This is a genomic window from Shewanella pealeana ATCC 700345 (assembly GCF_000018285.1).
Taxonomy (GTDB): domain Bacteria; phylum Pseudomonadota; class Gammaproteobacteria; order Enterobacterales; family Shewanellaceae; genus Shewanella; species Shewanella pealeana.
Window position 1 is genome coordinate 206,622 of the sequence record NC_009901.1, and the last position, 14,309, is coordinate 220,930.

24 protein-coding genes are annotated in these 14,309 nt (G+C 45.6%); all 24 read left to right on the plus strand.

Translation table 11 applies throughout. The features are described 5' to 3' along the window. Positions 1 to 75: 75 nt before the first annotated feature. Positions 76 to 2,172: an elongation factor G gene (fusA, locus tag SPEA_RS00990; RefSeq protein ID WP_012153456.1), complete on the plus strand. Its 2,097-nt coding sequence runs from the start codon at positions 76 to 78 to the stop codon at positions 2,170 to 2,172. 83 nt (positions 2,173 to 2,255) lie between these two features. Further along, positions 2,256 to 3,440: an elongation factor Tu gene (gene tuf, locus SPEA_RS00995; RefSeq protein ID WP_012153445.1), complete on the plus strand. Its 1,185-nt coding sequence runs from the start codon at positions 2,256 to 2,258 to the stop codon at positions 3,438 to 3,440. 361 nt (positions 3,441 to 3,801) lie between these two features. Next, a complete protein-coding gene (gene rpsJ, locus SPEA_RS01000) occupies positions 3,802 to 4,113 on the plus strand; it encodes a 30S ribosomal protein S10 (protein WP_005503530.1) in 312 nt (103 codons plus the stop codon). A 27-nt stretch (positions 4,114 to 4,140) separates the two neighbouring features. After that, a complete protein-coding gene (gene rplC / locus SPEA_RS01005) occupies positions 4,141 to 4,779 on the plus strand; it encodes a 50S ribosomal protein L3 (RefSeq protein WP_012153457.1) in 639 nt (212 codons plus the stop codon). Between the two features lie 17 nt (positions 4,780 to 4,796). Beyond that, complete coding sequence (gene rplD, locus SPEA_RS01010; RefSeq protein ID WP_012153458.1) at positions 4,797 to 5,402, plus strand: 50S ribosomal protein L4; 606 nt, start codon at positions 4,797 to 4,799, stop codon at positions 5,400 to 5,402. Continuing rightward, positions 5,399 to 5,701: a 50S ribosomal protein L23 gene (rplW, locus tag SPEA_RS01015; protein WP_012153459.1), complete on the plus strand. Its 303-nt coding sequence runs from the start codon at positions 5,399 to 5,401 to the stop codon at positions 5,699 to 5,701. Before rplD ends, rplW begins: the two co-directional genes overlap by 4 nt. A 17-nt stretch (positions 5,702 to 5,718) precedes the next feature. Next, entirely contained in the window at positions 5,719 to 6,546 is an 828-nt protein-coding gene (gene rplB / locus SPEA_RS01020; protein WP_012153460.1) for a 50S ribosomal protein L2, read from the plus strand. A gap of 11 nt (positions 6,547 to 6,557) precedes the next feature. Continuing rightward, positions 6,558 to 6,836: a 30S ribosomal protein S19 gene (gene rpsS, locus SPEA_RS01025; protein ID WP_011863970.1), complete on the plus strand. Its 279-nt coding sequence runs from the start codon at positions 6,558 to 6,560 to the stop codon at positions 6,834 to 6,836. Between the two features lie 15 nt (positions 6,837 to 6,851). Continuing rightward, on the plus strand, positions 6,852 to 7,184 hold the full coding sequence (gene rplV / locus SPEA_RS01030) for a 50S ribosomal protein L22 (protein ID WP_012144645.1): 333 nt from the start codon (positions 6,852 to 6,854) through the stop codon (positions 7,182 to 7,184). A gap of 9 nt (positions 7,185 to 7,193) precedes the next feature. Beyond that, positions 7,194 to 7,883, plus strand: coding sequence for a 30S ribosomal protein S3 (gene rpsC / locus SPEA_RS01035; protein ID WP_012153461.1), 690 nt, complete (start codon positions 7,194 to 7,196; stop codon positions 7,881 to 7,883). Between the two features lie 11 nt (positions 7,884 to 7,894). Beyond that, positions 7,895 to 8,305, plus strand: a complete 411-nt coding sequence (rplP, locus tag SPEA_RS01040) for a 50S ribosomal protein L16 (protein ID WP_012153462.1) — start codon at positions 7,895 to 7,897, stop codon at positions 8,303 to 8,305. Beyond that, positions 8,305 to 8,496: a 50S ribosomal protein L29 gene (gene rpmC / locus SPEA_RS01045; protein ID WP_012153463.1), complete on the plus strand. Its 192-nt coding sequence runs from the start codon at positions 8,305 to 8,307 to the stop codon at positions 8,494 to 8,496. The genes rplP and rpmC overlap by 1 nt, the downstream gene beginning before the upstream one ends. Further along, positions 8,496 to 8,744, plus strand: a complete 249-nt coding sequence (gene rpsQ / locus SPEA_RS01050) for a 30S ribosomal protein S17 (RefSeq protein WP_012153464.1) — start codon at positions 8,496 to 8,498, stop codon at positions 8,742 to 8,744. The genes rpmC and rpsQ overlap by 1 nt, the downstream gene beginning before the upstream one ends. A 179-nt stretch (positions 8,745 to 8,923) precedes the next feature. Then, positions 8,924 to 9,292 carry a 50S ribosomal protein L14 gene (gene rplN, locus SPEA_RS01055; RefSeq protein WP_011863976.1) on the plus strand — a complete coding sequence of 123 codons (369 nt, stop codon included), beginning with the start codon at positions 8,924 to 8,926 and terminating at the stop codon, positions 9,290 to 9,292. Between the two features lie 11 nt (positions 9,293 to 9,303). After that, on the plus strand, positions 9,304 to 9,618 hold the full coding sequence (gene rplX / locus SPEA_RS01060) for a 50S ribosomal protein L24 (protein ID WP_012153465.1): 315 nt from the start codon (positions 9,304 to 9,306) through the stop codon (positions 9,616 to 9,618). A gap of 13 nt (positions 9,619 to 9,631) precedes the next feature. Beyond that, positions 9,632 to 10,171: a 50S ribosomal protein L5 gene (gene rplE, locus SPEA_RS01065; protein WP_012153466.1), complete on the plus strand. Its 540-nt coding sequence runs from the start codon at positions 9,632 to 9,634 to the stop codon at positions 10,169 to 10,171. A gap of 10 nt (positions 10,172 to 10,181) precedes the next feature. Beyond that, positions 10,182 to 10,487, plus strand: coding sequence for a 30S ribosomal protein S14 (rpsN, locus tag SPEA_RS01070; RefSeq protein WP_012153467.1), 306 nt, complete (start codon positions 10,182 to 10,184; stop codon positions 10,485 to 10,487). A gap of 24 nt (positions 10,488 to 10,511) precedes the next feature. Further along, complete coding sequence (gene rpsH, locus SPEA_RS01075; RefSeq protein WP_012153468.1) at positions 10,512 to 10,904, plus strand: 30S ribosomal protein S8; 393 nt, start codon at positions 10,512 to 10,514, stop codon at positions 10,902 to 10,904. A gap of 10 nt (positions 10,905 to 10,914) precedes the next feature. After that, complete coding sequence (gene rplF / locus SPEA_RS01080; protein WP_012153469.1) at positions 10,915 to 11,445, plus strand: 50S ribosomal protein L6; 531 nt, start codon at positions 10,915 to 10,917, stop codon at positions 11,443 to 11,445. An 11-nt stretch (positions 11,446 to 11,456) separates the two neighbouring features. Further along, positions 11,457 to 11,807 carry a 50S ribosomal protein L18 gene (gene rplR, locus SPEA_RS01085; protein WP_012153470.1) on the plus strand — a complete coding sequence of 117 codons (351 nt, stop codon included), beginning with the start codon at positions 11,457 to 11,459 and terminating at the stop codon, positions 11,805 to 11,807. 13 nt (positions 11,808 to 11,820) lie between these two features. After that, a complete protein-coding gene (rpsE, locus tag SPEA_RS01090; RefSeq protein WP_012153471.1) occupies positions 11,821 to 12,327 on the plus strand; it encodes a 30S ribosomal protein S5 in 507 nt (168 codons plus the stop codon). A gap of 6 nt (positions 12,328 to 12,333) precedes the next feature. Beyond that, complete coding sequence (gene rpmD, locus SPEA_RS01095; protein ID WP_041410757.1) at positions 12,334 to 12,519, plus strand: 50S ribosomal protein L30; 186 nt, start codon at positions 12,334 to 12,336, stop codon at positions 12,517 to 12,519. Between the two features lies 1 nt (position 12,520). After that, entirely contained in the window at positions 12,521 to 12,955 is a 435-nt protein-coding gene (rplO, locus tag SPEA_RS01100) for a 50S ribosomal protein L15 (protein ID WP_012153473.1), read from the plus strand. Positions 12,956 to 12,962: 7 nt separating this feature from the next. Further along, a complete protein-coding gene (gene secY / locus SPEA_RS01105; protein ID WP_012153474.1) occupies positions 12,963 to 14,303 on the plus strand; it encodes a preprotein translocase subunit SecY in 1,341 nt (446 codons plus the stop codon). Positions 14,304 to 14,309 lie beyond the last annotated feature (6 nt).

Here is a 14,309-nt window from a genome sequence, read left to right on the forward strand (position 1 = left end):
TATCTTGGCGTGGGCTTTGTCCCACGCCTTACTTGCATTGCTAACACTCAGGTTTTAGCTAAGAGGGTATAAATCGTGGCTCGTACAACTCCAATTGAGCGCTACCGTAATATCGGTATCTGTGCTCATGTTGACGCTGGTAAAACCACTACCACTGAACGTGTTCTGTTCTACACTGGCTTATCTCATAAGATCGGTGAAGTTCATGATGGCGCTGCCACCATGGATTGGATGGAGCAAGAGCAGGAACGTGGTATTACCATCACTTCAGCCGCAACGACTACTTTCTGGCGCGGAATGGATGCGCAGTTCACTGAACACCGCATTAATATCATCGATACTCCAGGTCACGTTGACTTCACTATTGAAGTTGAACGCTCTTTGCGAGTACTAGATGGTGCAGTTGTTGTTTTCTGTGGCTCATCAGGGGTTGAACCCCAATCTGAGACTGTTTGGCGACAAGCTGATAAGTATCATGTGCCGCGCTTAGTGTTCGTCAATAAGATGGACCGCGCAGGTGCAAACTTTGATAGTGTTGTTGAGCAGATCCGCAACCGCCTTGGCGCGACTTGTGTACCTATTCAAATGAATATTGGTTCAGAAGAAGACTTCAACGGTGTTATCGATTTGATCAAGATGAAAGCAATTAACTGGTCTGAAGATGATCAGGGTATGACTTTCACTTATGAAGCCATTCCAGAGCACTTAGCCGATAAAGCTGCAGAAATGCGCGAGTACTTGGTTGAAAGTGCTGCTGAAGCTTCAGAAGAGCTGATGGAAAAGTACCTAGATGATGGGGAACTTTCAGAAGACGAGATCAAGAAAGCACTACGTCAACGCACCTTAAATAATGAAATCGTATTGGCAACCTGTGGTTCTGCATTTAAGAACAAGGGTGTACAAGCGGTTCTCGATGCTGTGGTAGATTTTCTACCATCGCCAGTCGAAGTTCCTGCTATTAAGGGCATCGATGACAACGAAGAAGAGACTTGTCGTCAAGCTGACGATAATGCTCCATTCGCAGCATTGGCATTTAAGATTGCGACAGATCCATTCGTTGGTACTCTGACCTTTATACGTGTTTATTCAGGTGTATTGGAAACAGGTGCAGGCGTATATAACTCTGTTAAGCAAAAGCGTGAACGTATTGGTCGTATGGTGCAGATGCACGCTAATGACCGTCAAGAGATTAAAGAAGTACGCGCTGGTGACATCGCTGCTCTTATTGGTCTTAAAGACGTGACTACTGGCGACACTCTGTGTGATATCGATCATAAAGTAATTTTAGAGCGCATGGAATTTCCTGAGCCTGTAATTACTATCGCCGTTGAGCCGAGAACAAAGGCCGACCAAGATAAGATGGGGATGGCATTGCAAAAACTTGCAATGGAAGATCCGTCATTCCGTGTTGAAACTGATGAAGAGTCGGGTCAAACACTGATCTCTGGTATGGGTGAGCTACACTTAGACATCATCGTCGACCGTATGCGTCGCGAATTTGGTGTTGAGTGTAATGTAGGTAAACCTCAAGTTGCATATCGTGAGACTATCCGCAAAACAGTGGAAGTCGAAGGTAAGTTCGTACGTCAATCTGGTGGTCGAGGTCAATTCGGTCATGTTTGGCTAAAGCTAGAGCCTCAAGAAGAAGGTTTTGGTTACGAATTTGTCAACGAAATTGTTGGTGGTGTGGTTCCAAAGGAATACATCCCAGCTGTTGATAAGGGTATTCAAGAGCAGATGAAGAGCGGCGTATTAGCTGGCTTCCCAGTTCTTGACGTTAAAGTTACTTTGTTTGATGGTTCATATCATGATGTGGACTCGAACGAAATGGCATTTAAAGTGGCAGGTTCTATCGGCTTTAAGAAGGGCGCACTAGAAGCGGATCCTTCTTTGCTTGAACCATGTATGAAAGTCGAAGTAACAACACCTGAAGATTATATGGGTGATGTTGTGGGTGACTTGAACCGTCGTCGTGGCCTTATTGAAGGTATGGATGATGGTATTGCAGGTGTTAAACTTGTTCATGCAACAGTACCGTTATCTGAAATGTTCGGTTATGCAACCGATTTGCGTAGTGCCACTCAGGGGCGTGCTTCATACTCTATGGAGTTCTTGAAGTATTCTGATGCACCGCAAAATGTTACTAAAGCAATAATAGAGGCCAGAGGCTAAACTGTCTCGCTCTATTGTTGATATACTTAATTGCTATTGCTCGGTTGTAAGCCGAGCATTTTCTGAAAAGAAAGGAATATATCGTGGCTAAAGAAAAATTTGAACGCGTAAAACCGCATGTTAACGTTGGTACTATTGGACACGTTGACCATGGTAAAACTACTCTAACTGCTGCTATCTCTTCGGTACTAACGAAGACTTACGGTGGTACTAAGCGTGATTTCGCACAGATCGATAACGCTCCAGAAGAGCGTGAGCGCGGTATTACAATTAATACTTCTCACATCGAATATGACACTCCATCACGTCACTACGCACACGTAGACTGTCCAGGTCACGCGGATTATGTTAAAAACATGATCACTGGTGCTGCACAGATGGACGGCGCTATTCTAGTAGTTGCTTCTACAGATGGTCCAATGCCACAAACTCGTGAGCACATCCTGCTTTCACGTCAGGTTGGCGTACCATTCATCATCGTATTCATGAACAAGTGTGACATGGTTGATGACGAAGAGCTTCTAGAGCTAGTAGAAATGGAAGTTCGTGAACTTCTATCTGAGTATGACTTCCCAGGTGATGACCTACCAGTTATCCAGGGTTCTGCTCTTAAAGCTCTTGAAGGCGAGCCAGAGTGGGAAGCTAAGATCCTTGAGCTAGCTGAAGCTCTAGATACTTACATTCCTGAGCCAGAGCGTGCTATCGATGGTGCATTCATTCTTCCAATCGAAGATGTATTCTCAATCGCTGGTCGTGGTACTGTTGTTACTGGTCGTGTAGAGCGCGGTATCATCAAAGTTGGTGAAGAAGTAGAAATCGTTGGTATCAAAGATACAACTAAGTCTACTTGTACTGGTGTTGAAATGTTCCGTAAGCTTCTTGACGAAGGTCGTGCTGGCGAGAACTGTGGTGTTCTTCTACGTGGTATCAAGCGTGAAGATGTTGAGCGTGGTCAAGTACTAGCTGCTCCAGGTTCAATCACTCCACACACTACTTTCAAGTCAGAAATCTATGTTCTGTCTAAAGAAGAAGGCGGACGTCACACTCCATTCTTCAAAGGCTACCGTCCACAGTTCTACTTCCGTACAACTGACGTAACCGGTACTATCGAATTGCCAGAAGGCGTTGAGATGGTAATGCCTGGTGACAACGTAGCTATGACTGTAACTCTAATCTGCCCAATCGCGATGGACGAAGGTTTACGCTTCGCTATCCGTGAAGGTGGCCGTACAGTTGGTGCTGGTGTTGTAGCTGAGATCGTTGCTTAATTAGCAACGAGTCTTAACTCGATACTGAAAAAGGCAGCATAGGCTGCCTTTTTTATTGCCTGAAGAAAAGTGAGGCGAGGGCTAGCAATCCAGATCGGACTGTGTATAATGACGCCACTTTGTTGGAAATCGTCAATTTGACGGTATTTCACACAACGGGGTTGATCTCAGCGTTGAAATCAGTATAATACCCCCTCGCCTTAACCATTAGGCGATTTAAATTGGTCTACCTTCGGGTTTGACGTAAAAAAACAGCGACTCCGATTGTGAGTCGAACGGTTAAATCATTTCACTCTGCTTTTTTCTATAAGAGAATAGCTAGAGGGTGATTTTTTTGTGTACATTTTAGGAGCTCTGGTCAATGCAGAACCAAAGAATCCGTATCCGCTTAAAAGGATTTGATCATCGTTTGATTGATCAGTCTACTGCGGAAATCGTTGAAACTGCTAAGCGTACCGGCGCGCAGGTTCGTGGTCCAATTCCACTACCAACGCGTAAAGAACGTTATACCATTTTGACTTCTCCACACGTTAATAAAGATGCACGTGATCAGTACGAACTACGTACTCACAAGCGTCTTGTTGACATCGTAGAGCCGACTGAAAAGACTGTAGACGCACTTATGCGTTTAGATCTTGCGGCTGGTGTTGACGTTCAGATTAGCTTGGGTTAATTGAGATCCTTAGAAGAGGTTTGAGAGATGGCTATCGGTCTTATCGGTCGTAAAGTAGGTATGACTCGCATCTTCAATGAAGATGGCGCGTCAGTACCTGTAACAGTAATTGAAATTGCTGCTAACCGTGTAACCCAAGTGAGAACTTTGGATACAGATGGTTACCGTGCACTTCAAGTGACTACTGGTACAAAAAAAGCTAATCGCATCACTAAACCAGAAGCAGGTCACTTTGCTAAGGCAGGCGTTGAAGCCGGTCGTGGTTTGTGGGAAATGCGTTTGGCAGATGGTGAAGGCGAAGGCATCGAAGTTGGTGCTGAGCTGAATGTAGATATCTTCGCTGACATAGCGAAAGTTGATGTTACTGGTCAATCAAAGGGTAAGGGCTTCCAAGGCGGTATTAAGCGCTGGAACTTCGCTACTCAAGATGCCACACATGGTAACTCACTGGCACATAGAGCTAACGGTTCTATTGGTCAAAACCAAACACCTGGTCGCGTTTTCAAAGGTAAGAAAATGTCTGGCCACATGGGTGCTGAGCGTGTTACGACACAGAATCTAGAAGTAATTCGTGTAGATGCTGAACGTAACCTGCTATTGGTTAAGGGTGCAGTTCCAGGCGCTACTAATGGCGACCTGATCATCAAACCAGCTGTTAAAGCTTAAGGTCTGAGGAGATAGTAATGGAATTGGTATTGAAAGACGCACAGAGTGCTCTTGAAGTTTCCGAAGCTACCTTTGGCCGTGACTTTAATGAAGCACTGGTTCATCAGGTAGTTGTAGCTTACGCTGCAAACGCGCGTCAGGGCACTCGTGCTCAAAAGACTCGCGCAGAAGTAACTGGCTCAGGCAAGAAGCCATGGCGCCAAAAAGGTACTGGCCGTGCACGTGCTGGTACTGTTAAAGGCCCAATCTGGCGTGGCGGTGGCGTAACATTCGCTGCTAAAACACAAGATCACAGCCAAAAAGTTAACAAAAAGATGTACCGCGGAGCGCTGAAGAGCATTTTCTCTGAATTGGTACGTCAAGACCGTCTTATCGTAGTTGAGTCGTTCGGTGTTGAAGCTCCTAAAACTAAAGAGCTGAAAGCTAAACTAAACGAAATGCAACTTGAAGATGTGTTGATTGTTACTCCAGAAGTTGACGAGAACTTGTTCTTAGCTGCTCGTAACCTTTACAAAGTTGACGTACGTGATGTTGCTGGTATTGATCCAGTTAGCCTTATCGCATTCAACAAGGTACTAGTTACTGCTGAAGCTATTAAGCAAATCGAGGAGATGCTGGGATGATAAGCGAAGAACGTTTGTTAAAAGTGATTCTTGCTCCACACATCTCTGAAAAGAGCACTGTGAATGCAGAGAAGAACAATACAGTTGTTTTCCGTGTAGCTATCGATGCAACTAAAGCTGAAGTTAAAGCTGCAGTAGCACAGCTATTCGAAGTTGAAGTCGATTCAGTTCGCACTTTGGTTAACAAAGGTAAAACTAAGCGCACTGGTGCCCGTGTTGGCCGCCGTAGCGATTGGAAAAAAGCCTATGTTACTTTAGCTGAAGGTGCTGACATCGATTTCGTCGGCGGCGCTGAATAAGGCAAAGGAGAATTATCATGGCAGTTATTAAGTGTAAGCCAACCTCTCCAGGTCGTCGCCACTTAGTTAAAGTGGTGAACAGCGATCTGCATAAAGGTAAACCTTTTGCAGGCCTGTTGGCGAAAAAATCTAAAAGTGGTGGCCGTAACAATACTGGCCGTATCACTGTCCGTCACATTGGTGGTGGTCATAAGCAGCATTATCGTCTAATCGACTTTAAGCGTAACAAAGACGGTATCCCTGCGAAGGTTGAACGTTTGGAATATGATCCAAACCGTACAGCTAACATCGCTTTGGTACTATACGCTGATGGTGAGCGTCGTTATATTCTTGCCGCTAAAGGCATGAAAGCTGGTGATAAGATCCAGTCTGGTATCGATGCAGAAATCAAGAGCGGTAACGCACTGCCTCTACGTAATATCCCTGTGGGTAGCGTAGTACACGCAGTTGAAATGAAGCCTGCTAAAGGTGCTCAAATCGCGCGTTCTGCTGGTGCTTATGTACAAGTTATTGCTCGTGATGGCGCATACGCCACTCTACGTCTTCGCTCTGGCGAAATGCGTAAAGTGCCGGTTGATTGCCGCGCGACATTGGGTGAAGTTGGTAATGCCGAACACATGCTACGCCAGTTAGGTAAAGCAGGTGCTAAACGCTGGAGAGGCGTACGCCCAACAGTGCGTGGTGTTGCAATGAACCCAGTAGATCACCCACATGGTGGTGGTGAAGGCCGTACTTCTGGTGGTCGTCATCCTGTATCTCCATGGGGTCAGCCTACTAAGGGTTATAAGACTCGTAGTAATAAACGCACCGACAAGTACATCGTACGTCGTCGCAATAAAAAGTAAGAGGATTCGCCATGCCACGTTCTCTCAAGAAAGGTCCATTCATTGACCTACACTTGCTGAAGAAGGTAGAGAAAGCGATGGAAGCTGGAGACAAGAAGCCTATTAAGACTTGGTCTCGTCGCTCTATGATCATTCCTAACATGATTGGAATGACCATCGCTGTCCATAATGGTCGTCAGCACGTACCTGTGTTCGTAACTGACGAAATGATCGGCCACAAGCTTGGTGAATTTTCACCAACTCGCACTTATCGCGGCCATGCTGCAGATAAGAAAGCGAAGAAGCGTTAATACGGGAGACATAAGATGGAAGTTTTAGCTAAACATCGTTTTGCCCGTACGTCGCCTCAAAAGTGTCGTTTGGTTGCAGATCAAATCCGTGGACTGCCTGTTGCTAAGGCTCTCGAAATTCTAACTTTCAGCCCTAAGAAAGCTGCAGTACTTGTTAAAAAAGTACTGGACTCTGCAATCGCTAATGCTGAGCACAATGAAGGTGCTGACATTGACGAACTAAGAGTTGGAGCGATTATGATCGATGAAGGTCCAACTATGAAGCGTATCATGCCACGTGCCAAAGGCCGTGCTGATCGTATAATCAAGCGCACCAGCCACATTACTGTGGTTGTGTCAGATCGCTAGGAGTTAGCAATGGGACAGAAAGTACATCCTAATGGTATCCGTCTGGGTATCACTAAGCCTTGGATCTCGACCTGGTACGCTGACAAGTCAGACTATGCCAATAACTTGAGCAGTGACTGGGAAGTGCGTAAGTTTCTTGAAAAGAAACTTAAGCAAGCATCAGTTTCTAAGATTGTTATCGAGCGTCCAGCTAAGAGTGTTCGCGTAACTATCCACACAGCCCGTCCAGGTGTTGTGATTGGTAAGAAAGGCGAAGACGTTGAGAAGCTACGCAACGCAGTTGCTAAGCTGACTGGTATTCCAGCTCAAATCAACATCGCTGAGATCCGTAAGCCAGAGCTAGATGCTAAGCTTGTTGCCGATGGCATCGCTTCGCAGCTAGAGCGTCGTGTTATGTTCCGTCGTGCTATGAAGCGCGCAGTTCAAAACGCAATGCGTCTTGGTGCTAAGGGTATCAAAGTTGAAGTGAGTGGCCGTCTAGGCGGCGCTGAGATTGCGCGTTCGGAGTGGTATCGTGAAGGTCGTGTACCTTTGCATACACTGCGTGCTGATATCGACTATTCTACTTCTGAGAGTCACACTCAATACGGTGTGATTGGCGTTAAAGTTTGGGTCTTCAAAGGCGAAGTTCTAGACGGCGTTCTACCTCAGCATGAAGAGCCGAAACAGCAGCCGAAGCGTAAGCCTCGCGGTAAATAGGAGAGCTGGCAATGCTGCAACCAAAAAGAATGAAGTTTCGCAAAATGTTCAAAGGCCGCAACCGTGGTCTAGCGAACGGCACTGAAGTTAGCTTCGGTGAATTCGGTTTGAAAGCTGTTGGACGTGGTCGTCTAACTGCTCGTCAAATCGAAGCTGCGCGTCGTGCTATGACACGTCACATTAAACGTCAAGGTCAGATCTGGATCCGCGTTTTCCCTGACAAGCCAATTACCTCTAAGCCTCTTGAAGTGCGTATGGGTAAAGGTAAGGGTAACGTTGAATATTGGGTTTGCCAGATTCAACCTGGTAAGGTTCTTTACGAGATGAATGGTGTATCTGAGGAGTTAGCTCGTGAAGCTTTCACCCTAGCTGCAGCTAAACTTCCTCTGAAGACTACCTTCGTAACTAAGTCGGTGATGTAATGAAAGCGAGCGAACTAACAGCTAAGAGCGTTGAAGAACTGAACGCTGAACTGCTTGGTCTGCTGCGTGAGCAGTTTAATCTGCGTATGCAACACGCCACTGGTCAGTTGACTCAGACTCATCAGCTTAAAATCGTGCGTCGCAACATTGCGCGCGTTAAGACCATTATTACTTCTAAGGCGGGTGCATAATGTCTGATACTATCCGTACTTTGCAAGGTCGAGTACTTAGCGACAAGATGGACAAGTCTATCACTGTAGCTATTGAACGTAAGGTAAAACACCCTTTATACGGTAAGTTTATCAAGCGTACTACTAAGATCCATGCTCATGACGAACAAAATCAGTGTAATGCTGGCGATATCGTGACTATTCGCGAATGCCGTCCGCTGTCTAAGACTAAGTCTTGGACTCTGGTTGAAGTAGTAACAAAAGCCTAAGCTTATTAGGTATTTAAGCAAACGGCTCCTAAAGTTGGGGCCGTTTTTATTTTTAGTACTATCTATTCCTATTTTTAGGTGTTACACTTGCGCGCCAATTTTGACTAAATTAAAGTCGAAATTAGGGTGAAATGTAGCCCCTTTGTGGGATTGTAAGTAACGATAGCGGAGCACTTAAAATGATCCAAATGCAATCGACTCTAGAAGTCGCCTGTAACAGTGGCGCTCGTAGAGTTCAGTGTATTAAGGTCTTGGGTGGCTCTCATCGTCGTTATGCCGGTATCGGCGACGTCATCAAGGTTTCTGTTAAAGAAGCTATTCCTCGCGGTAAAGCGAAGAAAGGTGATGTATATAACGCGGTGGTAGTCCGTACTAAGAAAGGCGTACGTCGTCCAGACGGTTCTGTCATTCGCTTCGATCGGAACGCAGCGGTATTGCTTAACGCAAACCTTGCACCGATTGGTACTCGTATCTTTGGACCTGTGACACGTGAATTGCGTACTGAGCAGTTTATGAAGATTGTGTCATTGGCACCAGAAGTACTGTAAGGAGCTTCAAAATGGCAGCTAAAATACGTCGTCAAGACGAAGTAATTGTACTAGCAGGTAAAGACCAGGGTAAACGCGGTAAGGTTTCTCAGGTTCTTCCAACTGGTAAATTAATTGTAGAAGGTATTAACCTTGTCAAGAAACACCAAAAGCCAAACCCACAATTGGGCGTAGCTGGCGGTATTGTTGAGCAAGAAGCACCGATACAAGCATCAAACGTAGCGATTTTCAACTCTGCCACTGGCAAAGCTGATCGCGTTGGTTTCCGATTTGAAGACGGCAAAAAAGTCCGTTTCTTTAAGTCGAACAGTGAACTCGTTAAGTAATTTGGAGTAAACGATGGCGAAACTGCATGATAAATACAAAGAGACTGTTAGTCCTGAACTTGTAACAAAGTTCGGTTTTACCAGTGTCATGCAAGTCCCTCGGATTGAAAAGATCACCCTTAATATGGGTGTTGGCGAAGCAGTAGCAGATAAGAAAGTTATGGAGCATGCGCTTCGTGACATGACTGCTATCGCTGGTCAAAAGCCAGTAGTGACTGTAGCTCGTAAGTCAGTTGCTGGTTTTAAAATCCGTGAAGGCTACCCAATTGGCTGTAAGGTTACACTGCGCGGTGAGCGTATGTGGGAATTCTTAGAGCGTTTAGTTGATATCGCGATCCCGCGTATTCGTGACTTCCGTGGTTTGAGCGTTAAATCGTTCGACGGCCGTGGTAACTATGCGATGGGCGTACGTGAGCAAATTATCTTCCCAGAGATCCAATACGATAAAATCGATAAGATCCGCGGTATGGATATTGTAATCACTACTTCTGCGAAGAATGACGAAGAAGGCCGAGCTTTGCTCGAAGGCTTTAACTTCCCATTCAAGAAATAAGGGTAGCGTAATGGCAAAAAGTTCAATGAAAGCACGTGAAGCAAAACGTGCACAGCTCGTAGCTAAGTTCGCTGAAAAGCGTGCTGCACTTAAAGCTATCATTAGCAGTCCAACTACATCTGATGATGACCGTTGGGATGCAGTACTTAAGTTACAAGCTCTACCACGTGACTCTAGCGCAGCGCGTCAGCGTAATCGTTGTAGTCAAACTGGTCGCCCACATGGTTTCCTACGTAAATTCGGCCTTAGCCGTATTAAATTACGTGAAGCAACTATGCGCGGTGAAGTTCCTGGTCTTCGCAAGGCCAGCTGGTAAGCACTTGTCACGGAGTAAGCTAATATGAGCATGCAAGATCCTATTGCGGATATGTTAACACGTATTCGTAACGGCCAAGCTGCTAAACACGTATCTGTGAAGATGCCATCTGCTAAGCTAAAAATCGCTATCGCGAAAATGCTTAAAGAAGAAGGTTATATCACTGACTACGCCGTAGCAGATGAAGCCAAGCCTGAATTGGAAATCACTTTAAAGTATTTCCAAGGTCAGCCAGTCGTTGAGACTATCCAGCGCGTTAGCCGTCCTGGTCTTCGTATTTACAAAGGTAAAAACGAACTTCCAAAGGTTATGGGCGGACTGGGTGTCGCTATTGTGTCCACTTCTCAAGGTTTGATGACTGATCGTACTGCCCGCCAAAATGGCATGGGTGGGGAAGTTATCTGCTACGTAGCATAAGGAGCTAGCAATGTCTCGTGTCGCAAAAGCACCAGTCGCTATCCCTGCAGGCGTAGAAGTGACTTTAAACGAACAAACTATCACCGTAAAAGGTACTAAAGGTAGTTTGACTCGAGTTATTAACTCTGACGTTTCTGTTGTTGTTGAAGACAATGAAATCAAGTGTTCACCAGTTGAAAGCGCTAAAACCGCTGCTCAAGCTGGTACAGCTCGTGCATTAATCAACAACATGGTTGTTGGTGTTACTGACGGTTTTGTTAAGAAACTTCAGTTAGTTGGTGTTGGTTACCGTGCAAAACTTGCCGGTAAAGATATCGACCTAACTCTAGGTTTCTCACATCCTTTGGTTCACAAACTTCCTGACGGCGTTACAGCTGAGTGTCCATCACAAACTGAAATCGTACTTTCTGGTACTGATAAGCAGTTGATCGGACAAGTCGCAGCTGAGATTCGCGGTTACCGTCCACCAGAGCCTTACAAAGGTAAAGGTGTTCGCTATGCTGACGAACAAGTACGCCGTAAAGAGGCTAAGAAGAAGTAAGGTAATACGATATGGATAAGAAAACATCTCGCTTACGCCGCGCTCTACGTGCCCGTAAGAAGATCCAAGAGCTGGGCGTTAATCGTCTGGTTGTACATCGTACACCACGTCACACTTACGCTCAGGTCATTAGCCCTGAAAACGTAGTGTTGGCGGCAGCTTCTACTGCTGAAAAAGCAGTAACAGAGCAGCTAAAGTACACAGGTAACGTAGATGCAGCTAAAGTAGTGGGTAAAACCGTTGCTGAGCGCGCTATCGAAAAAGGCGTAGCTGTAGTTGCATTCGATCGTTCCGGCTTCAAGTATCACGGTCGCGTTGCTGCATTAGCAGACGCTGCACGTGAAGCTGGCCTCAAGTTCTAAGGAATGATGAAAAATGGCTAAATTTGAAGCTCAACAGCAAAAAGACGATCTGCAAGAGAAATTAGTTGCAGTTAATCGTGTTTCTAAAGTAGTTAAAGGCGGACGTATCTTTAGCTTCACTGCACTAACAGTAGTGGGTGATGGTAACGGTAAAGTCGGCTATGGCTATGGTAAAGCGCGTGAAGTGCCTGCCGCAATTCAGAAAGCAATGGAAAAGGCTCGCCGTAACATTGTAAACGTTGAATTGAACAATGGTACTTTGCACCACCCTGTAAAGGGTCGTCACACTGGTTCACGTGTTTACATGCAACCAGCCTCTGACGGTACCGGTATTATTGCCGGTGGCGCAATGCGTGCCGTATTGGAAGTAGCAGGCGTTCATAACGTTCTGTCAAAAGCATACGGTTCTACTAACCCGATCAACATCGTTCGTGCTACTGTCGATGCGTTGGTGAATATGAAATCACCTTCACAAATCGCAGCTAAGCGTGGCCTGAATGTTACTGAAATTCGAGGTTAATGCACCATGGCTACTAAAACACTTAAAGTAACTCAGACTAAAAGTTCAATCGGCCGCTTACCAAAGCACCGTGCAACTTTGACTGGTCTAGGTCTACGCCGCATTAATCATACTGTTGAAGTAGAAGATACTCCTTCTGTTCGCGGTATGATTAACAAGGTTTACTACATGGTTTCGGTGGAGGAAGTATAAGATGCGTCTAAATACTCTATCACCTGCTGCAGGTGCTAAATCAGCAGCTAAGCGTGTAGGTCGCGGTATCGGTTCAGGCACTGGTAAAACTTGTGGCCGTGGTCACAAAGGCCAGAAGTCTCGTTCTGGTGGCGGCGTTCGCGTCGGTTTCGAAGGTGGTCAAATGCCACTTAAGATTCGTTTGCCAAAGTTTGGTTTTACCTCGCGTAAAGCGTTGGTATCAGCCGAGATTCGCATTAGCGAGTTGGCTAAAGTTAACGGTGATGTTATCGACCTAAATGCGCTGAAAGATGCGAATCTAGTTACTCGCAACATACAGTTTGCTAAAATCGTTCTTTCAGGTACCATTGAGCGCCCTGTGACCGTTAAAGGTCTGAAGGTAACCCAAGGTGCACGTGCAGCTATTGAAGCTGCCGGTGGCAAGATCGAGGAATAATACGTCGATGGCAAAACCAGGACTTGATTTAAAAAGCGCGAAGGGCGGTTTATCAGAATTGAAAACCCGCCTGCTGTTCGTGATTGGTGCAATTATCGTCTTTAGAGCCGGTTCGTTTGTACCAATTCCTGGTATTGACGCTGCTGTACTAGCAGAGCTGTTTAATCAGCAAAAGGGGACCATCCTAGGCATGTTTAACATGTTCTCTGGTGGTGCCCTTGAACGTGCCTCTATCTTCGCATTAGGTATCATGCCGTATATTTCGGCATCTATCATTATGCAGTTGTTGACTGTGGTTCATCCCGCACTTGCTGAATTGAAAAAAGAAGGCGAGTCAGGACGAAAGAAGATCAGTCAATATACTCGATACGGCACATTGGTCCTGGGTACGTTCCAGGCAATCGGTATCGCAACAGGTTTACCGAATCTAGTTCCAGGGTTAGTTGTTAACCTAGGATTTAGTTTCTACTTCGTTGCAGTTGTGAGCTTAGTAACAGGAACTATGTTCCTAATGTGGCTAGGTGAGCAAATTACCGAAAGAGGCATAGGTAATGGTATCTCGATTCTTATTTTCGCAGGTATTGTTGCTGGTCTGCCATCTGCTATCGGCCAAACAGCCGAGCAGGCGCGTCAAGGCGACTTGAATGTACTAGTATTGTTGTTGCTGGCAGTGATTGTTTTCGCTGTTACTTATTTTGTGGTATTCGTTGAGCGTGGACAACGTCGTATCGTTGTTAACTATGCTAAGCGTCAGCAGGGCCGTAAGGTTTTTGCAGCGCAAAGCACTCACTTACCACTTAAGATTAATATGGCCGGTGTTATCCCGCCTATTTTTGCGTCCAGCATCATTTTGTTCCCAGGCACACTGGCTCAGTGGTTTGGTCAAAATGAGTCCATGTCATGGTTAAGTGATTTTTCACTAGCTGTGTCACCAGGACAACCGCTGTACTCATTATTATATGCAACAGCGATTATTTTCTTCTGTTTCTTCTATACTGCGTTGGTGTTTAACCCTCGCGAAACAGCTGATAACTTGAAGAAGAGTGGTGCGTTTATTCCCGGGATTCGTCCTGGAGAACAGACTTCGCGTTACATTGATAAAGTTATGACACGCCTAACATTAGCTGGCGCGTTATATATTACCTTTATCTGCTTAATTCCGGAGTTCATGTTAATTGCGTGGAAAGTACAGTTCTATTTTGGCGGTACTTCACTACTAATTATGGTAGTCGTAATCATGGACTTCATGGCTCAGGTTCAGACCCATATGATGTCTCATCAGTATGAGTCTGTAATGAAGAAAGCTAACTTGGTAAACAAAGCGAACTTAGATCGCTTTGGTCGCTAAGCTAGT

Excerpts from the sequence above, each read along its gene's own strand:
- rpsJ (WP_005503530.1), top strand. The coding sequence starts at position 3,802 with ATGCAGAACCAAAGAATCCGTATCCGCTTAAAAGGATTTGATCATCGT.
- rplC (WP_012153457.1), top strand. The coding sequence starts at position 4,141 with ATGGCTATCGGTCTTATCGGTCGTAAAGTAGGTATGACTCGCATCTTC.
- rplD (WP_012153458.1), top strand. The coding sequence starts at position 4,797 with ATGGAATTGGTATTGAAAGACGCACAGAGTGCTCTTGAAGTTTCCGAA.
- rplW (WP_012153459.1), top strand. The coding sequence starts at position 5,399 with ATGATAAGCGAAGAACGTTTGTTAAAAGTGATTCTTGCTCCACACATC.
- rplB (WP_012153460.1), top strand. The coding sequence starts at position 5,719 with ATGGCAGTTATTAAGTGTAAGCCAACCTCTCCAGGTCGTCGCCACTTA.
- rpsS (WP_011863970.1), top strand. The coding sequence starts at position 6,558 with ATGCCACGTTCTCTCAAGAAAGGTCCATTCATTGACCTACACTTGCTG.
- rplV (WP_012144645.1), top strand. The coding sequence starts at position 6,852 with ATGGAAGTTTTAGCTAAACATCGTTTTGCCCGTACGTCGCCTCAAAAG.
- rpsC (WP_012153461.1), top strand. The coding sequence starts at position 7,194 with ATGGGACAGAAAGTACATCCTAATGGTATCCGTCTGGGTATCACTAAG.
- rplP (WP_012153462.1), top strand. The coding sequence starts at position 7,895 with ATGCTGCAACCAAAAAGAATGAAGTTTCGCAAAATGTTCAAAGGCCGC.
- rpmC (WP_012153463.1), top strand. The coding sequence starts at position 8,305 with ATGAAAGCGAGCGAACTAACAGCTAAGAGCGTTGAAGAACTGAACGCT.
- rpsQ (WP_012153464.1), top strand. The coding sequence starts at position 8,496 with ATGTCTGATACTATCCGTACTTTGCAAGGTCGAGTACTTAGCGACAAG.
- rplN (WP_011863976.1), top strand. The coding sequence starts at position 8,924 with ATGATCCAAATGCAATCGACTCTAGAAGTCGCCTGTAACAGTGGCGCT.
- rplX (WP_012153465.1), top strand. The coding sequence starts at position 9,304 with ATGGCAGCTAAAATACGTCGTCAAGACGAAGTAATTGTACTAGCAGGT.
- rplE (WP_012153466.1), top strand. The coding sequence starts at position 9,632 with ATGGCGAAACTGCATGATAAATACAAAGAGACTGTTAGTCCTGAACTT.
- rpsN (WP_012153467.1), top strand. The coding sequence starts at position 10,182 with ATGGCAAAAAGTTCAATGAAAGCACGTGAAGCAAAACGTGCACAGCTC.
- rpsH (WP_012153468.1), top strand. The coding sequence starts at position 10,512 with ATGAGCATGCAAGATCCTATTGCGGATATGTTAACACGTATTCGTAAC.
- rplF (WP_012153469.1), top strand. The coding sequence starts at position 10,915 with ATGTCTCGTGTCGCAAAAGCACCAGTCGCTATCCCTGCAGGCGTAGAA.
- rplR (WP_012153470.1), top strand. The coding sequence starts at position 11,457 with ATGGATAAGAAAACATCTCGCTTACGCCGCGCTCTACGTGCCCGTAAG.
- rpsE (WP_012153471.1), top strand. The coding sequence starts at position 11,821 with ATGGCTAAATTTGAAGCTCAACAGCAAAAAGACGATCTGCAAGAGAAA.
- rpmD (WP_041410757.1), top strand. The coding sequence starts at position 12,334 with ATGGCTACTAAAACACTTAAAGTAACTCAGACTAAAAGTTCAATCGGC.
- rplO (WP_012153473.1), top strand. The coding sequence starts at position 12,521 with ATGCGTCTAAATACTCTATCACCTGCTGCAGGTGCTAAATCAGCAGCT.
- secY (WP_012153474.1), top strand. The coding sequence starts at position 12,963 with ATGGCAAAACCAGGACTTGATTTAAAAAGCGCGAAGGGCGGTTTATCA.